The organism is Arthrobacter sp. SPG23 (assembly GCF_000876655.1).
Taxonomy (GTDB): domain Bacteria; phylum Actinomycetota; class Actinomycetes; order Actinomycetales; family Micrococcaceae; genus Arthrobacter.
Genome location: NZ_JYCN01000004.1, coordinates 14728 through 31701 on the forward strand (window position 1 = coordinate 14728; position 16974 = coordinate 31701).

Annotated in this window: 14 protein-coding genes; 13 read left to right on the plus strand and 1 reads right to left on the minus strand. The window is 67.7% G+C overall.

Going from position 1 to position 16974, the window contains the following annotated elements:
- Nucleotides 1-8: 8 nt before the first annotated feature.
- The 12 genes from TV39_RS01775 to TV39_RS01830 all read left to right on the plus strand — a co-directional run bounded on the left by TV39_RS01775 (nucleotide 9) and on the right by TV39_RS01830 (nucleotide 13682).
- Nucleotides 9-1037: an ABC transporter permease gene (locus tag TV39_RS01775; protein WP_144406277.1), complete on the plus strand. Its 1029-nt coding sequence runs from the start codon at nucleotides 9-11 to the stop codon at nucleotides 1035-1037.
- Nucleotides 1034-1969, plus strand: a complete 936-nt coding sequence (locus TV39_RS01780; RefSeq protein ID WP_043477507.1) for an ABC transporter ATP-binding protein — start codon at nucleotides 1034-1036, stop codon at nucleotides 1967-1969. Before TV39_RS01775 ends, TV39_RS01780 begins: the two co-directional genes overlap by 4 nt.
- Complete coding sequence (locus TV39_RS01785; protein WP_082049406.1) at nucleotides 1966-3102, plus strand: ATP-binding cassette domain-containing protein; 1137 nt, start codon at nucleotides 1966-1968, stop codon at nucleotides 3100-3102. Before TV39_RS01780 ends, TV39_RS01785 begins: the two co-directional genes overlap by 4 nt.
- Nucleotides 3099-4691: a glycoside hydrolase family 32 protein gene (locus TV39_RS01790; protein WP_043477510.1), complete on the plus strand. Its 1593-nt coding sequence runs from the start codon at nucleotides 3099-3101 to the stop codon at nucleotides 4689-4691. Before TV39_RS01785 ends, TV39_RS01790 begins: the two co-directional genes overlap by 4 nt.
- 109 nt (nucleotides 4692-4800) lie before the next feature.
- On the plus strand, nucleotides 4801-8583 hold the full coding sequence (locus TV39_RS01795; RefSeq protein WP_043477513.1) for a glycoside hydrolase family 32 protein: 3783 nt from the start codon (nucleotides 4801-4803) through the stop codon (nucleotides 8581-8583).
- Nucleotides 8584-8980: 397 nt separating this feature from the next.
- The gene (locus tag TV39_RS01800; protein WP_043477515.1) at nucleotides 8981-10576 is read left to right on the plus strand and encodes a glycoside hydrolase family 68 protein; all 1596 of its coding nucleotides are present in this window, start codon (nucleotides 8981-8983) and stop codon (nucleotides 10574-10576) included.
- A gap of 253 nt (nucleotides 10577-10829) precedes the next feature.
- Nucleotides 10830-11279, plus strand: a complete 450-nt coding sequence (locus TV39_RS01805; RefSeq protein ID WP_043477518.1) for a hypothetical protein — start codon at nucleotides 10830-10832, stop codon at nucleotides 11277-11279.
- Between the two features lie 88 nt (nucleotides 11280-11367).
- A complete protein-coding gene (locus TV39_RS01810; protein ID WP_043477521.1) occupies nucleotides 11368-11829 on the plus strand; it encodes an Asp23/Gls24 family envelope stress response protein in 462 nt (153 codons plus the stop codon).
- Entirely contained in the window at nucleotides 11826-12017 is a 192-nt protein-coding gene (locus TV39_RS01815; RefSeq protein WP_043477524.1) for a DUF2273 domain-containing protein, read from the plus strand. Before TV39_RS01810 ends, TV39_RS01815 begins: the two co-directional genes overlap by 4 nt.
- Nucleotides 12014-12397, plus strand: a complete 384-nt coding sequence (locus TV39_RS01820; protein ID WP_043477527.1) for a hypothetical protein — start codon at nucleotides 12014-12016, stop codon at nucleotides 12395-12397. Before TV39_RS01815 ends, TV39_RS01820 begins: the two co-directional genes overlap by 4 nt.
- Nucleotides 12394-13074 (plus strand): DUF6286 domain-containing protein, encoded by a 681-nt coding sequence (locus TV39_RS01825; RefSeq protein WP_043477530.1) that lies wholly within the window; start codon nucleotides 12394-12396, stop codon nucleotides 13072-13074. Before TV39_RS01820 ends, TV39_RS01825 begins: the two co-directional genes overlap by 4 nt.
- Nucleotides 13071-13682 (plus strand): hypothetical protein, encoded by a 612-nt coding sequence (locus tag TV39_RS01830; RefSeq protein WP_043477533.1) that lies wholly within the window; start codon nucleotides 13071-13073, stop codon nucleotides 13680-13682. Before TV39_RS01825 ends, TV39_RS01830 begins: the two co-directional genes overlap by 4 nt.
- A gap of 11 nt (nucleotides 13683-13693) precedes the next feature.
- On the opposite strand, the gene TV39_RS01835 is transcribed toward TV39_RS01830, so the two are convergent.
- Nucleotides 13694-15574 (minus strand): glycoside hydrolase family 13 protein, encoded by a 1881-nt coding sequence (locus TV39_RS01835; RefSeq protein WP_043477536.1) that lies wholly within the window; start codon nucleotides 15572-15574, stop codon nucleotides 13694-13696.
- Between the two features lie 109 nt (nucleotides 15575-15683).
- Between TV39_RS01835 and TV39_RS01840 the strand changes: the two genes are divergently transcribed.
- Entirely contained in the window at nucleotides 15684-16970 is a 1287-nt protein-coding gene (locus TV39_RS01840; protein WP_043477539.1) for an ABC transporter substrate-binding protein, read from the plus strand.
- Nucleotides 16971-16974: the final 4 nt, after the last annotated feature.

Here is a 16974-nt window from a genome sequence, read left to right on the forward strand (position 1 = left end):
GACGGACCATGACCACTTCCATCGCAACCACCGCCTCCACTGTGGCGGGGGAGACCCTCGCCGGCGGCGCCCCTGCCGGGAACACTGCAGCAACGCCCGACGGCGGCGCCGGGCTTCCGCCGGGAGCCTCCGTCCGCCGGCCCAACCGGAGCCTGCTGCACGGGCTGCTGACCAACAAAAAAGCCATGACGGGCGCGGCCATCCTGTTCGTCTTCATCGCCCTGGCACTCCTTGCCCCGGTGCTGTACCCGGACAACCCCTCCAAGATCACCGGCATGGCCTCGCAGGAGCCCGACGCCGAGTTCTGGCTGGGCACCACGGCCAAGGGCCAGGATGTCCTGGCCCTCACCATCCACGGGGCCCGCAGTTCCCTGCTGGTGGGCCTGACGGTGGGCTTCGCGTCCACGTTCATCGGCATCCTGGTGGGCCTGGCCTCGGCCTACTTCGGCCGAGTCATCGACGAAGCCCTCTCCCTCACCACCAACGTGTTCCTGCTCCTGCCGGGGCTTCCGCTCCTGGTGATCCTGGCCGCGTTCCTGCCGCCGGGACTGGGCACAGTGATCCTGGTCCTGGTGGTGACCGGCTGGGCCGGCTCGGCCCGGGTGCTGCGCTCACAGGCACTCTCGATCCGGTCCAAGGATTTCGTGGCCGCTGCCGTGGTCACCGGCGAGCGGCCGCTGCGGATCATGTTCCGCGAAATCCTGCCCAACATGGCCTCCATCGTGATGGGGACGCTCCTGGCCTGCATCATTTACGGCATCGGTGCGCAGGCAGGCCTCGAGTTCCTGGGCCTGGGCGACGTCAGCACGGTCTCCTGGGGCAACAACCTCTACTGGGCCGGCAACGAAGGCGCCCTCCTCACGGGCAGCTGGTGGGTGTTCGTGCCCTCCGGCCTGTGCATCGCGCTGGTGGCGTTCTCGCTGTCGCTGATCAACTACGCGGTGGACGAGGTCACAAACCCTCGGCTGAGGAAAATACGGGTCAGGAAGATCCGTAAGACCAAGCCTGCAAAAACCGGAAAGCGAGCATCGGCATGACCGTCTCCCAGACTTCCTTCGGTTCCCGCGAACCGGTGCTGGAAATCACGGACCTCACCGTGAAGTACCGCGGCGACACCCGCTCCACCACCGCCGTCGACCGCGTGTCCTTCAGCATCGGCACCGGAGAAATCTTCGGCCTGGCCGGCGAATCCGGCTGCGGCAAATCCACCATCGCCAACGCCATCATGCGGCTCCTTCGCGACCCGGCGGAGATCGCCGGCGGCAGCATCCGCTTCGGCGGCCAGGACGTCCTGGCCATGGGCCCTGAGCAGCTGCGCCGGTTCCGCTGGCAGGACGTGGCCATGGTGTTCCAGTCCGCCATGAACTCGCTGAATCCGGTGATGACCATCGGCGATCAGATCGTGGATATCTTCACCACCCACGCAGGCTACACGCGGAAGGAGTCGCTGCGGCGGGCCGCCGGACTGCTGGAACTCGTCCGGATCGACCCCGCCCGGCTGAAGTCCTACCCGCACCAGCTCTCCGGCGGAATGCGGCAGCGCGCGGTGATTGCGATGGCCGTCGCCCTCAAGCCCTCGCTGCTGATCCTGGACGAGCCCACCACCGCGCTGGACGTGGTGGTGCAGCAGGAGATCATGGCCCAGATCAAGGAGCTGCAGCGTGAACTGGGCTTCTCCGTCCTGTTCATCACGCACGACATGTCCCTCATGGTGGAGCTCTCGCACCGGATGGCCGTGATGTACGGCGGCCGGATCGTGGAGACCGCCAGGGCCAAGGACATCCATGCCGCGCCGCTGCACCCCTACACCCAGGCCCTCATGGGTGCGTTCCCCCCGCTCACCGGGCCCAGGATGCCGCTGACCGGCCTGGCCGACGGCGTGAAGTTCAGCAACATCGCCGACCTTGAGGAAGCCTCACCCGGCCACTTCGTTTCGCCCCTTCCAGCCCTCCAAGGAGCACAGCCATGAGCACCCCGGTATCAGCCCGGCCGGCAACGGCGGCACTTAAGACGCAGGACCGGACCATTGACGCGGCCCCGGCCCTGGAAGTGGAGGGCCTGGTAAAGGACTTCCACAGTGGAGGGCTCTTCTCCCGGGCCGCGGTGCGCGCCCTCGGCGGCGTAGACCTCGCCATTAGGAAAGGCGAGATCGTGGCCCTGGTGGGGGAGTCCGGATCCGGCAAGAGCACCCTGGCCCGCTGCATCGCGCGGCTGGAGAAGCCCACGGCTGGCCGGATCCTGCTTAATGGCACGGACGTGCTAAAACGCGACCGCTTCCAGGCATCCAGGGAATACCGGTCGCAGCTGCAGATGGTCTTCCAGGACCCCTTCGGCTCGCTCAACCCGGTCCACCGGATCGAACATTTCCTGACCCGCTCGCTGACCCTGCACGGCAAAGCCGGGACACCTGCCCAGCTGCGCACCCGCCTGGATGAACTGATGACCACCGTGGGCCTCACCCCGGACATGCTCAACTCCTACCCGCACGAACTTTCCGGCGGCCAGCGGCAGCGCGTGGCCATCGCCCGGGCGCTCGCGGTGGAACCCGAAGTGATCCTCGCTGACGAACCCACGTCGATGTTGGACGTTTCCGTGCGGATCGGCATCCTGAACCTGATGCGCCAGCTGCGGGATGAGCAGGGCATTTCGATGCTTTACATCACCCACGACCTCGCCTCCGCACGCTACCTGGCGGACCGGATCGCCGTCATGTTCGCCGGGGAGCTGGTGGAGGAGGGCGAATCGCTGGACCTGCTGGCCAACCCCGCCCACCCGTACACCCGGCTGCTGGTCTCGGCGGTGCCGGATCCGGCCCGCACCGGATCCTACGATCCCCACGAACGGGCGGCGCTGCGCGCTGCGGTGATGGAGTCGGCGTCGTGCGCGTTCGACGGCGACCCGGAGCAGCGCTGTTCCGCCACCGAACCCGTCCGGCACCGGGTGGGTGATCCCGCGAATGAACACTGGGTGCGCTGCCACCTGTACCGGCCCCCGGCCACGGCGGCAAGCCACGCCCTCTCCGCCGAGCCTCTCGAATCCGCCGAGCGCCCGGATACGCCGCCAACGGACGAATCCCGCACAGAAAACAAGGCTTCCTCATGACCGAACTGACCCATCCCCTGGCCACCGTTCCGCAGGACGAACTCGTGGCACGTGCCGAGGCGGACCCGCTCAGGCCGCGCTTCCACTTTGTCTCGCCCGCCGGCTGGCTCAACGACCCCAACGGCGTGGGCCAGTGGAACGGGACCTACCACCTCTTTTACCAGTACAACCCGGAGGGCGCTTTCCACCACCGCATCCTGTGGGGGCATGCCACCAGCCCGGACCTGGTCAACTGGACGGACCAGCCCGTGGCACTGGAGCCCTCCGGTGGTCCGGATGCGGACGGCTGCTGGTCCGGTGTGCTGGTGAACGACGGCGGGACGCCCACCCTGGTGTACTCCGGCCGGAACGGCGAGCGGGAACTGCCCTGTGTGGCGGTGGGCTCGCCGGACCTCCTGAGCTGGACCAAAGCGCCGGAAAACCCCGTGATTCCTGCACCGCCGGCCGGTGTGGACATCACCGCCTACCGCGACCACTGCGTCTGGCGGGAAGGCTCCCGCTGGAGGCAGCTGGTGGGATCCGGAATCCGCGGGCGCGGCGGCACCGCGTTCCTCTACGAATCCGCGGACCTCCGCCGCTGGGACTACATCGGCCCGCTGTTCATCGGCGATGCGTCGTCCGGTGACCCGTCGGCCACGGACTGGCAGGGCACCATGTGGGAGTGCGTGGACCTGTTCCGCGCCGGGGCCGGGGCCCTGGGTGACCAGGAACCGGACGGCGACGGCGGTCCGGACGCCGACGTGCTCGTCTTTTCGGCCTGGCACGACGGCGATACCCGCCACCCGCTGTACTGGACCGGCCGCTACTCCGGGGATTCCTACACACCCCGGGAACTCCACCGGCTGGACTACGGCGGCCGCTACTTCTACGCCCCGCAGTCTTTCGCGGACCAGTCCGGGCGCCGGGTCATGTTCGGCTGGCTGCAGGAGGGCCGCACGGAGGCCGCCACGGTGGAAGCCGGCTGGTCCGGCGTGATGAGCCTGCCGCGGGTGGCCACCCCGGGTTCAGAGGGGGAACTGGCCTTCGCTCCGGTGCCGGAGGTGGAGCTGCTGCGCCGCGGCCATGTCCGGACCGGCCCCCGCACGGTGGGCGGCGGCGAGGTCCTGGCCGGGGTGTCCGGAAACCAGCTGGACCTGGAGCTGGACCTGGAACTGGAGCCCGGGAGCGTCTTCCGGCTGGGTGTGCTGGGCTCGGGTGCAGAGAACCCGGACGGAATCCCGAACCCTGACGGTGTGCCCGCCGGGGCGGAGGAGACGGTCATCGAGGTGGGCTGCGACGTGGGCAGCGGCGGCTTTACGCAGTCCTATGTGCTCCTGGACCGCACGCGCAGCAGCCTGGACCGGACGGTGGATGCGGAGGAAAAGTCCGGGCCGGTGCAGATGCCCGGCGGCAGGCTGCACCTCCGCGTGCTGGTGGACCGCTCGGCGCTGGAGATCTTCGCCAACGGCAAACCGCTCACAGCCCGGGCATATCCGACGCTCGGCGGGGAAACCGTTCGACTGTCCGCCACCGGCACAGTCCGGCTGCTGCAGCTGGACGCCTGGCGGATGGAAGAAGTGTTCAGCGCCCCGCGCCCGCTGTTCCCCTAGAGCACCACACGGTCGATTGCTCCGTAGCCGCCCTTTTGGAGGCTCAGAAGGGCGGTTACGGAGCAATCGATGCCCCTATCGGAGAATTCCAGGATCAAAGGCGATCTGAATGTCCAAAAGGTTAGTTGCAGGTTTTACCGCGGCCGCACTCGGCCTGGGTGCCGCGGGGTCCGGTTCGGTCCTTGTCCAGGCCATGCTGGCTCCATCCGCCCAGGCCGTCCCGGGCGGCTCTTCCCCGGCAGGACCCGTGACGCTGGGGAGCAGCACCAGCCCCATGCCGGACGTGGTGGCCGTGAGCGGACACTGGACCCGGCAGCCCGACGGCGGCCAGGCCGCCGTCGCGGAGCCGGACCACAACGCCGCCGCCATCAGCGAACAGCTGATCAGCGGCACCGCCCGGTACACGGCCGGAGTCTCAGTCGACCCCGGCAGCCCGTACGCCGTGGGCGCCCTGGTGTTCCGCAGCGCGGCCGATGCCAGCAGCGGCTATGCGGCCACCATCGATCCCAACCTGGACAGGGTCCGGCTGTTCGACCTGGCCACGGGCCAGGATGTGGCACCTCCCGCCGCGGTGGCGCTGGATACCGGCCGGAGCTACGCCGTGGACGTCCATGTGGACGGAGCCCGGATCTACGTGGCGGTGGACGGAGTGCCGCGGATCGATGCCTCCGACCAGCGCTACCAGGGCGGCCATGTGGGCCTCCACGCCTACAACGGGTCCGTGAACTTCAGCGAGCCGCGGGTGCGCCGCGTTGACGCCAACGTGAGCGGCTGGCTGGCTGACGGGCAGGGCTGGACGGCCACTGCTACCGGATTCCGGGGGACTGCCCCGGCCGGCGCCAACCTCAGGGCTGTCGCCACGGACCAGGCGCCGCAGGTCACGGATTTCAGGGCCGACGTCCACGTGACGTCCGCGTGTGCCGTGGGCGCCGTCCTGTTCCGCGCCAACTCTTCGGGAACGGCAGGCTACGCGGCGGAGGTGGACGCCAATGCCGGCCGGCTGCGGCTGTACAGGATCGAGGACAACGCCACCCTGGGCACCTTCGCGACGGACATCACCGTCAACGCGGTGTACCGGCTGCGGGTGACGGCCGACGGCGGGCAGCTCGCCGTGCACTGGCAGACGGACCTGATGGACCCGAACGGCTACGCCCCGGCCATCACGGCAACGGACACCACCCACGGCTCCGGCCATGTGGGGCTGCTGGCCTTCAATGGCAGCGCCGTCTTCCAAGGCATGGCCCTCAAAGGCCTGGACACCTCCCTGCAGGGCTGGCGTACCGCCGCAGGCAGCTGGGAACCGGACGCCCGCGGCCTTCGCGGCGCAACCGACGGCCTGGCCGCCGGCACGGACGCCGCACGCTTCGTTCCGGCGGTGGCGTCCGACGTCGTCGCGTCCCTGGACCTGGACGTCGCCGCCCCGGCCACGGCCGCCGTCGTGGTCCGGAGCGCGCCCGGCGGCACCGGCGGCACCGAACTCAGGGTGGACCCCGGCGCCGGGACGGTGGTCCTGAAGGACCGCGCCACGGGGACCGTCCTTGCCGGCGGAGTGGTCCCGCCCGACAGCTTTGCCGCCGGCCAGCTCAACCGCATCCAGCTCACCGTCCGCGGCGGGCAGGCCGCGGCGCTGATCAACGGCGTCCAGGCCGTCGCCGGGCCGGCGGGGCCGGCTGAAGGCAGCGGCTTCGGCCTGCGGGTCAGCGGCGGGGGCGCCTACTTCCAGAACGTCCGCGCGGACGACGCCGCCGGCTACATGAACGGCCTCTACCAGCCCGGGTACCACTACAGCCAGAATTCCGGGAACAGTTCGGACCCCAACGGCCTGGTGTATTTCGACGGCGAATATCACCTGTTCCACCAGGACCGCGGCCGCTGGGCCCACGCAGTCAGCACCGACCTGCTGCACTGGAAGCAACTGCCCATTGCCCTGCCGCACCTTGCCGCGGGCGAGTCCTGGTCCGGCTCCGCAGTGGTGGACGCCAACGATTCCAGCGGACTGTTCGGCGGCGGGCAGGGGCTCGTCGCGTTCTACACGAGCTTCAACCACGACGCCCCCAACGGGAACCAGTCCGTGCACGCCGCGTACAGCAAGGACCACGGCCGTACCTGGTCAACCGTGCAGGGTCCGCCTGTGGTGGAAAATCCGGGCGGCCCGGATGGCGGCTGGGATTTTCGGGACCCCAAGGTCACCTGGGACGCCGCCACCGGCACATGGATCATGGTGGTGGCCGCCGGGGACCACCTGCGCTTCCACACGTCCACGGACCTGGTCCACTGGACGTTCACGAGCTCGTTCGGCTACGGCGACTGGGTCCGCGGCGGAGTCTGGGAATGTCCGGACTTCTTCGAGCTGCCGGTGGAAGGGCAGCCCGGCGCCAAACGCTGGGTGCTCTGGTGGAGCACCGGTGCCGTCAGGCCCACCAACGGCTCCTCGGCGCAATACGTCACCGGAACATGGAACGGGACGTCCTTCACTGCGGACACGGACCCGGAGCAGGTGCTGCAGGCCGATTCCGGCCGCGACTACTACGCTGCCATGAGCTTCTTCGGCGTACCGGACGGCCGGCGGATCATGCTGGGCTGGATGAGCAACTGGGACTATGCCTTCAGCCCGCCCACCGGCCGCTGGAACGGGCAGTTGAGTGTCCCGCGGCAGCTCAGTCTCAAGGACATTCCAGGGGCCGGGCTCCGGCTGGCGCAGGAACCCGTAACCGAACTGGCCGGGCTGCGCACGTCCACGTGGCAGGCGTCCGACGTCACGGTCACGCCCACGTCAGCCAACCCGCTGGCTGCTGCCTCCGGCCGGTCGTTTGAGCTGGCGGCCGAGGTGGCCATCCCGTCCTCCGGCGGCGCCTCGGGCTTCACGTTCGGGCTCCGGAAAGGCGCGGCGGACAGCACCGCCGCCGGCACCGCCCAGGAAACCCTGATCCGCTATGCCGCCGGCACGGGAACAGACGCACCGACGGGCACCGCAGCCGGCACCATGACGGTGGACCGCGGACAATCCGGCCGGGAAGATCTCACCCGGTATTTCGCGGGCACAGCGGCGGACGACTCCAGCACGGCGTGGAGTTCCGAGACAGTGGCAGCGGCCGGAGGCGGGACCGAGCGGCGGGTGAAGCTGCGTGCGCTGGTGGATTCCTCCTCAGTGGAACTCTTCGGCGGGGACGGCACGGCCGCCATCACTTCCCTGGTCTTCCCGGATCCGTCCTCCACGGGGCTGTCCTTCAGCACCACGGGCGGGACCGCGCGGCTGGTGTCCGCCCAAGTGCACGAGCTGGCGGACACGTCCCGCCTCACCGCGGCGCCGCCGTCGGCCGTCCTGCCCGCGGCGACCGGCACCGCCCGGCACAACCTGGGTTCCTATGCCGTGGTTCCCGGCGGCCGCTGGGAAGGGACGGGAGCGGGGCTGGCCGGAACGTTCGACAAGGACTCCACCGCCTTGAGCACGGCAACCTACTCGGATGTCCGGGTGGTTGCGACCGTGCGCTTCGGCGGCGAGCCCTACGCGGGCGCCATGCTCAGGAGCGACCAGGTGCCGGGGCGGGGTTACGGCGGCGCCGGTTCGGTGCTGCTGCGGGCCTCGGCCGACGGCGCTACGGCGTACTACGTCAACCTGGACCCGAACCTGCGGCTGGCGCGGATCTTCAAGCTGCAGGACGGCGTCTTCGATCCCGCCGCGAGCGTCCTGGCCAGTGTTCCTGTGCTGCTCAGCCACGGCGTCAGTTACAGCCTGGAGGCCGCGGCGGCGGGGGAGCGGCTGACGGTGAAGCTCGACGGCGTCGAAATCCTCGCCGTCAATGATGCCTCGCTGTCCTCCGGCAGGGTGGGACTGAACGTGTTCGACGGCCGGGCAGCGTATCAGGATGTGCTGGTGACAGGCTCGGGGTGAGCCCCTTCCAATCCGTCGCGGAAGGTGAATTTCGGGTGGCTGCAGGGTGACATTTCACACTAAGTCTGATTTATACTGCAACATTTGACTCACGGAATCTGATGTGTCACGCGCGCGCAATGGGCAATGTAAGCGCTTGCACTTTTGGAGCGAAACTCGGTTTTTGGAGCCTTGAAACACGGTTTGATAAGCCTGCTTCAGCGTGCCAGCGTAGAGAGCGGCGCAGGAAAGGAGTCCTTTCCGAATCGCCTCCGGGGCCCTACCCAAGCCCCGTCCCCCTCGACACAAAGGCGTCCTCGATGACGCCTGCCGTGTCATCGGGAAAGCCGGAGTATCGGGGAATGAGGGCATATGCCCGTCTTCCACGAATGGTCTCAACTCCGCGAGAAGAGCAAAAATGCACAAGCACCCCAATACACACCGGATGCTGCGGTGGCGCCCCGCCGCCGCAGCACTGGCAGCGGCCGTGGCGGCCTCCGCCTTCCTTGCCGTTCCGTCGGCCCAGGCCAACGAACCCTCGGACCCGCCCGCCACCCAGCAGATGCCGGCGCCCACCCCCGGCTTCCCGCTGCCCACCGATCACAGCCAGGCGGCCTACGATCCGGCGGCGGACTTCACCTCCAAGTGGACCCGCGCCGATGCCAAGCAGATCATGGCGCAGAGCGACTCCACAGTGGCTCCCGGCCAGAACTCGATGAGCCCGGATGTCACCATGCCGGAAATCCCCGAGGATTTCCCCGCGATGAACGACGACGTCTGGGTCTGGGACACCTGGTCCCTGACGGACGAGAACGCCAACCAGATCAGCTACAAGGGCTGGGACGTCATCTTCTCCCTCGTTGCCGACCGCCACGCAGGCTACGGCTTCGACCAGCGCCACTGGAACGCCCGGATTGGTTACTTCTTCCGCAAGACCAACGCCGATCCGGCCAAGGACAAGTGGAACTACGGTGGCCACGTCTTCGCTGACGGCGCCTCCATCGGCAACACCGAATGGTCCGGCTCCACCCGCCTGATGCAGGGTGACCAGGTGAACGTGTTCTACACGGCCACCACGTTCTACGACGTCGCCGAGCGCAACGCAGGCGGCGGCGGCATTGCCCCGGACGCGGCCATCGCCAAGGCGCTGGGCAAGATCCACGCCGACAAGAACGGCGTGACCTTCGACGGCTTCAAGCACACCAAGCTGCTTGAGCCGGACGGCAAGATGTACCAGAACAAGGCCCAGAACCCCGGCTTCGCCTTCCGCGACCCGTACACGTTCGCTGACCCGGCCCACCCGGGCAAGACCTTCATGGTCTTCGAAGGCAACACCGGCGGAACCCGCGGCGAATACGAGTGCAAGCCCGAGGACCTCGGTTACAAGGCCGGCGACCCGAACGCGGAAAGCGTCAACGAGGTCAACAGCAGTGGCGCCTATTACCAGACCGCCAACGTGGGGCTGGCAGTGGCGGACAACAAGGACCTGACCAAGTGGTCCTTCCTGCCGCCGATCCTCTCGGCCAACTGCGTCAACGACCAGACCGAGCGTCCGCAGATCTTCATCCAGAATGAAGGCGGCAAGAACAAGTACTACCTGTTCACCATCAGCCACCAGTTCACCTACGCGGCCGGCATGCGCGGTCCCGACGGCGTCTACGGTTTCGTGGGCAACGGCGTCCGTTCGGACTACCAGCCGATGAACAACAGCGGCCTGGCCCTGGGCTCGCCCACGGACCTGAACCTTCCGTCCGAGTCCCCGGAGGCACCCACCCCGAACCAGAACGGCCGGCAGTTCCAGGCCTACTCGCACTACGTGCAGCCGGGCGGCCTGGTTCAGTCCTTCATCGACAACGTGAACGGCGTCCGCGGCGGCTCCCTGTCGCCCACCGTGAAGATCAACTTCAGTGACGGCGTGTCCCAGGTTGACCGCACCTTCGGCAAGAACGGCCTGGGTCCCTTCGGCTACCTGCCCACCAACGTCAAGGTCGGCGGCGAAGGCCTCTACAAGTAAACCCGCAGCGGGGTGGTACTCACCCGCAGCCAACCGCAGGGGCGTCCGGAAACCATCCGGGCGCCCCTGCGGTTTTCATACCTATATATACGGACACATCACCGGCCCGCTTGCCTTCAGGGGAGGGCGCCGCGCCCGCCGCTTGGGATCCCGGCAGGCATCCGGGCTAGACTCGCACGCCGGGGACAGAACGCCATTGCCGCTCGAAGCCCCCAGGGAACGGGCGGCGCAATCTCGACCAGAAAAGTGACTCTTGAACAATCTTTCACGCCCTCTGACCGCAGCAGCCCTCTTCGCCGCGCTGGCACTGACCGCCTGCTCCACGCCGGAAGCCGGCAGCGCGCCGTCGTCGTCCGCTCCGGGAACCGCCGCGGCAACCGCGACGCCGAGCCCCAGCAAGAGCTCCGGCCCGTTTGGGGACTTTCCGTCCGCGGCGGAGGCATGCACCACCATTTCCCAGCAGGCCACGGGTGCCTCATTGTTTCCACTGTCCGCCGCGCAGGGCAAAACGGCGGAACTGGAACAGCTCAAGGCGGAGCTCAGTGAAACCGCTGAACGTGTACCGGACGAGCTCAAAGCCGACTTCACCAATCTCAACGCGGTGGCCGTCGCCGGGCTGAGCGACCAGAGCGTGTACTCCAGCGGAAAGTTCGACGCCGCCATGACCCCGGTAACGGCCTGGCTCGCCGCCAACTGCAAATAGCCGATTTCGGCTTGGCGATTTTCACTGGCGTCCGGCCGCTTGTCGCGGCCAAGGGATAGGGTGGTGTTCAAGAGAAGGGGAGTGCCTGATGGAATACCAGAATTCACATCCCGCGCCGGGGGCCCACGCTGATCCAGCCGTTGCCCTGCCGGCCGGCACCGGACGCACCGTCATTTCAGAAACGGCAGTTGCCAAGGTCGCAGGCATCGCCGCCCGTGCCGTTCCGGGGGTATATTCGCTCGGCACCGGCCCGTCCCGTGCCCTCGGGGCCATCCGGGACGCCGTCGGCAGCTCGGACCACGCCGCCGGCGTCCACGCGGAGGTCGGCGAAACGCAGGTGGCGGTGGACATCAACCTCGTGGCCGTCTACGGGACGCCGCTGCATTCGCTGGCGGACCAGGTCCGTGCCGCCGTCTATGCCGCCGTGGAGGAGCTGGTTGGCCTGCAGGTCATCGAGGTCAACGTGGAGATCAATGACGTCTACGTGGCAGGGCCGGCAAAGCCAGGCGTGCCCGTGGAAGCCCGGACTGAGAGGGAGGCCATCCAGTGAACCTGACAGTGGTGGGAATAGCAGTGGGGGCCTTCGTGGCCTTTATGTCTTTCCAGTTCGGCGTCTGGGGCTTCCTGGTCTCGCTGCTGTTCATGGGGATCGGCGCCTTCCTAGGCCGTGCCGCGGAAGGGAAACTTGACCTGCGCAGCGTGTTCGATGCCATCACAGGCCGGCGCTCATCGTCATGAGCAGCCCGGCCGGAACCGTGGCCGGTGGCTCCGTGATGGCCGGGCACAACCGCATCAGCACCCAGGCGCTCACCAGCCTTGCACGGGCCGCCGCCGCTGAAGCGCTGGGTGTCCCGGCGCACGACGTCAGGGCTGACTGGTCCGACGACGACGGCCTGCTGGCGTTGTCACTCGTCCTGCCCATCAGGATCCCCCCGCTCACCGCGGTCCTGCGTGACCCCGGCCGCGTTGCCGGCTTTGGCGGGTCCATCCGGGAGCGCGCCGTCGCGGCCAGGTCCGTGATCCTGCACCGCGTGGCGGAACTTAGCGGGGCGCAGCTGAGCCGGGTGGACATCCGGATCAGCGGCGCCGCCATCAGCGAAGGGGGAAGGGTCCAGTGAATAACGCCACCGACGTCCGCTCCAAGGGCAGCCACGCAGCGGGAAACGGTGCCTCCGGCAAGAGTTCCGGCGGCGCCTCCGGCGGGGAAACGCCGGATGCCCGGGGTGCCGGGATGCGCCGGATCCTGGACCGTGAAACGCGTTCCTCGCGGGCCGGAGTCTCCGGGGTCGCCGCGGTCCTGGTGATCCTTTTGTGCGGCTACGGGCTCCTCGAGGCTGCGGTGCGCGCCGTCGGGCAGCCGCCATGGCTCATCGATCCGCAGACTGCCGCAGAACGGATCATCGCGCTCCCGCAGGGGATGCCGCCGCTGCTGCTCGCCGTCCTCGGAGCCGTGACGGCCATGGCCGGGCTGTTCTTCCTGCTCAATGCCGTCCTGCCCGGACGCCGTGCGCGGCATTTACTCCCTGACCCCCGCGCCGGAGTGGTGGTTGACGACGAAGTGATTGCCTCCGCGCTGGCCCGGCGTGCCCGGCTGGCCGCGAACGTTACGCAGGAACAGGTGATGGTGGTGGTCTCCCAACGCCAGGTGACCGTCAACGTGCGGCCCACCTCGGGAGTGCCCGTCAGCGAGAACGCCGTCCTGGCCGCCGTGCTTGAAGAACTGCGGGAAATGGCTCCGGAACCGATGCCCGAAGTGCGCGTCAACGTGGCCACGTCAGGGGTGATCGGGGCATGAACAACACCCCCCGGACCCTGAACCGGATCCTGATCGGAATCCTGGGTGTGAAGCTGCTGGTCATCGGGCTGCTGCTGGTGCTGCTGGCCACCGTTCCGGCAGTGGCCTCGTGGTGGCAGCAGTGGTCCGCCGGCGTGTGGAGCGGCATCAGCCAGCTCCTCCAGCGAACAGGCATCCCCGGCCGCGAGGAAAGCTGGGTGTGGGCGGTGATCGCGCTGCTGCTGGCAGTGGTGATTGGCTTGATGGTGGCCTGGGTGGCCCAGCAGGGCAAGGGCCGTGCCAACCTGATCGTTGCCGAGGACGACGCCGAGGATTTCCCCGGCAACGTGAGGATCGGCGGCGGTGTTGCCGAGCAAGCCCTGCGCGCGGCGTTGGCCGAGCGGCAGGACCTGGCCGGCGCCACGGTGGCCACGTACGAGATCCGCGGCGAGCCGGCGTTGAAGATCCGGTTGCAGCCCCGTCACGGCGTTGCACCGCACCTGCTTGCGGCTGATGTTTCGGCGCTCGTGGAAGCGCTCGACGCCGTCGTGGGCAAGCGCGTCCCTGTGCTCATCCACATCGGCGCCGGCGCCCGTTCACGCTTCGGCCGGGCGGAACGCGTCCGCTAGCCCGCCATAAGCTAGACCGCCACGAGATACACGGCGGAGTTCGGCGCAAGTTTCCGTGCGCCGCCCGTCACCGCCTCCTCCGCGCTGGCCACGGCTACCCGGTAGCCCGCCGGCAAAGTGGCGGGGGCCAGACCCATGTTGGCGATCACCAGCACGTCCCCGTTGTGGAAGGCGAGCACCCCGTCTTCCGGTGCGTGCACCTCGGCCCAGCGGAAGCTCCCGGCGCCCAGCCGGTGTTCCTTACGCAGCGCAAGTGCTGCACGGTACAGCTCCAGGGTGGAACCGTCGACGCCGTCCTGCCGGTCGGCGGCCAGCTCGCCGAAGGCCTCCGGCTGGGGGAGCCAGGGAGCCGCCGGTGTCCTGCCCGTGAACGCTGACGCAAAGCCGTAACCGGGCTCGGCGGCTTCCCACGGCAGCGGTACACGGCAGCCGTCGCGTCCCCGCTCGATGCCGTTCGTCCGGAAGAAGGTGGGGTCCTGGCGGGCCTCGGCGGGAACGGTGGTGTGCTCCGGAAGGCCCAGTTCCTCCCCCTGGTACAGGTACGCCGAGCCGGGGAGGGCGAGCGAAACCATGGTGGCTGCCCGGGCGCGGGCGAGGCCCAGTCCGGCGTCAGGCTGTTCGTCCTCGGCAGCAATGCCCTTCGGGAAGGTCGTGGGATCCTTCAGCCCAAAGCGGGTGGTGTGCCGGACCGTGTCGTGGTTGCTGAGGACCCAGGTGGTGGTGGCGCCCACCGTGGCGGCTGCCCGCAGCGAGTCCTCAATGGCCGCCGCCGTCCGCCCGGCATCCCAGCCGGCCAGCAGGAAGTCGAAGTTGAACGCCTGCTGCATTTCATCGGGCCGGACGTACCGGGCCAGCCGCTCGGCCGGTTCTACCCAGGCCTCGGCCACCATCATGCGGTCGCCGTCGTATTCGGCCAGCACCCGGTGCCAGTCACGGTAGATCTCGTGCACGCCGTCCTGGTCGAAGAACGGCGACGGCGGGTAGAGCGGCGAGACGGCCTGGTGGTCGTCGTCCGTGTCTGCAGTTATGACGGCGGAGTCGGCGACGGCGGCAGGCTGGGGAGCCGCGGCGGCGTGGGCGCGGTGCGGCTCCTCCGCTTCGGTATGGCCGCCATGGGCTTCACCCGGAAGTTCGGTGGCACCCTCCACCATGGCAGCGGAGCCTTCCCAGTCCGGAAGCCCCGCTTCCTTGACCATGCCGTGGGCCACGTCCACACGGAAGCCGTCCACGCCGCGGTCCAGCCAGAACCGCAGCACCGAGCGCATTTCCTCCCGGACCTCGGCGTTGTCCCAGTTCAGGTCCGGCTGCTTGGTGTCGAAGAGGTGAAGGTACCATTCGCCTGGCTTGCCGTCGGCCTCCGTGACGCGGGTCCAGGCGGGACCGCCAAAAATGGATTTCCAGTTGTTCGGCGCCAGGTCGCCCTTGCCCGAACCGGGGACCGAATCCTTGCCGGGCCGGAACATGTAGCGGTCCCGCTCGCGTGAACCCGGGGGCGCCGCGAGGGCCTCCTGGAACCAGGCGTGTTCGTCCGAGGTGTGGTTGGGCACCAGGTCAACGATGACCTTCAGCCCCAGGCCGTGAGCTTTCTGCAACATTTCGTCGAAGTCCGCCAGGGTACCGAAGAGGGGGTCAACCATGCGGTAGTCAGCCACGTCGTATCCGGCATCCGCCTGGGGTGACTTATAGAACGGGGAGAGCCAGACGGCGTCCACGCCAAGCTTGTGCAAATGGTCCAAATGCGCCGTCACTCCGCGGAGATCGCCCATCCCGTCCCCGTTGGCGTCGGCAAATGAGCGGGGGTAGACCTGGTACACGACGGCGCTGGCCCACCACGCCGGAATCGAGGAGCCGGGAGTGGGAACTGAGCTGTTTGGCACAGATATCCTTTCCATAACATCGGTGTAAACGCTTGCATTTCTCACCGCAACGTTACTAGTGTGATGGTCACCACTTCAACCGCACCGCCGATTTTGCTCGACACTCAGCGAGGAGTCTCTTCATATGAAATCCCCTAAAATCCTTTTGCCGGCAGCTGCTGCCGGCGTTTTGGCGTTAACCCTTTCCGCCTGTGGCGGCGGAGGCGGCACAACGGGCGGGGGTGGCGGCGGCGACGCTGAACAAGGCCTCGACGGCCGCGGCCCCATCACCTACGTCCAGGGCAAGGACAACAGCAACGTCGTCCGCCCCCTCATTGAAAAATGGAACGCCGCCCACCCGAACGAGAAGGTCACCTTCAAGGAACAGACCGACTCCGCCGACCAGCAGCACGACGACCTGGTCCAGAATTACCAGGCAAAGAACCCGAACTACGACGTTGCCAGCGTCGACGTTGTGTGGACGGCCGAATTCGCGGCCAAGGGCTGGCTCCAGCCGCTGAAGGACAAGATGGCGGTTGACACCAAGGGCATGCTGGAGCCCACCATTGAGGCCGGCTCCTACAAGGGCACTCTCTATGCAGCACCGGTGTCCTCCGATGGCGGCATCCTCTACTACCGTAAGGACCTCGTCCCTACTCCGCCCAAGACGTGGGACGAGATGATGCAGATGTGCTCCATCGCCAAGGCGAACAACATCGGCTGCTACGCGGGCCAGTTCAAGAAGTATGAAGGCCTCACTGTCAACGCTTCGGAAGCGATCAACTCCTTCGGCGGCTCCGTGCTGGACAAGGACGGCAAGCCGAGCCTGAACACGGCGGACGCCAAGACCGGCCTGGAGAACCTGGCGAAGGCTTACGCGGACGGCAACATTCCGAAGGAAGCCATCACCTACCAGGAAGAGGAAGGACGCCAGGCGTTCCAGGACGGCAAGCTCCTCTTCCACCGCAACTGGCCCTACGTTTACAACCTGGCCACCACCGAAGCATCGTCCAAGGTTAAGGACGTCCTGGGTATGACCGCCCTGCCCGGTAAGGACGGCCCCGGTGCCTCCTCGCTGGGTGGTCACAGCGCCGCTGTGAGCGTGTACTCCAAGAACAAGGCCACTGCCCTGGACTTCGTGAAGTTCCTCACCGACGCAGAACAGCAGAAGTTCTTTGCCACCCAGGGTTCGCTGGCGCCCGTGCTCGGTGACCTCTACGAGGACAAAGAGCTCGTGGCCAAGCTGCCGTACCTGCCGGTCCTGAAGACGTCCATCGAAAACGCGGTACCGCGGCCTGTGACGCCGTTCTACCCGGCGGTGACCAAGGCCATCCAGGAAAACGCCTACCCTGCCATCAAGGGAGAGAAGTCCGTGGAATCAGCACTGTCTGACATGCAAAAGTCCATCGAATCAGCTAGCGCGGGACAGTAGCCTC

What these genes read in the sequence shown, in the direction of transcription:
- TV39_RS01780 (WP_043477507.1), top strand. Translation starts at nt 1,034, where the DNA reads ATGACCGTCTCCCAGACTTCCTTCGGTTCCCGCGAACCGGTGCTGGAA.
- TV39_RS01830 (WP_043477533.1), top strand. Translation starts at nt 13,071, where the DNA reads ATGAACAACACCCCCCGGACCCTGAACCGGATCCTGATCGGAATCCTG.
- TV39_RS01800 (WP_043477515.1), top strand. Translation starts at nt 8,981, where the DNA reads ATGCACAAGCACCCCAATACACACCGGATGCTGCGGTGGCGCCCCGCC.
- TV39_RS01775 (WP_144406277.1), top strand. Translation starts at nt 9, where the DNA reads ATGACCACTTCCATCGCAACCACCGCCTCCACTGTGGCGGGGGAGACC.
- TV39_RS01835 (WP_043477536.1), bottom strand. Translation starts at nt 15,574, where the DNA reads ATGGAAAGGATATCTGTGCCAAACAGCTCAGTTCCCACTCCCGGCTCC.
- TV39_RS01820 (WP_043477527.1), top strand. Translation starts at nt 12,014, where the DNA reads ATGAGCAGCCCGGCCGGAACCGTGGCCGGTGGCTCCGTGATGGCCGGG.
- TV39_RS01785 (WP_082049406.1), top strand. Translation starts at nt 1,966, where the DNA reads ATGAGCACCCCGGTATCAGCCCGGCCGGCAACGGCGGCACTTAAGACG.
- TV39_RS01810 (WP_043477521.1), top strand. Translation starts at nt 11,368, where the DNA reads ATGGAATACCAGAATTCACATCCCGCGCCGGGGGCCCACGCTGATCCA.
- TV39_RS01840 (WP_043477539.1), top strand. Translation starts at nt 15,684, where the DNA reads ATGAAATCCCCTAAAATCCTTTTGCCGGCAGCTGCTGCCGGCGTTTTG.
- TV39_RS01795 (WP_043477513.1), top strand. Translation starts at nt 4,801, where the DNA reads ATGTCCAAAAGGTTAGTTGCAGGTTTTACCGCGGCCGCACTCGGCCTG.
- TV39_RS01790 (WP_043477510.1), top strand. Translation starts at nt 3,099, where the DNA reads ATGACCGAACTGACCCATCCCCTGGCCACCGTTCCGCAGGACGAACTC.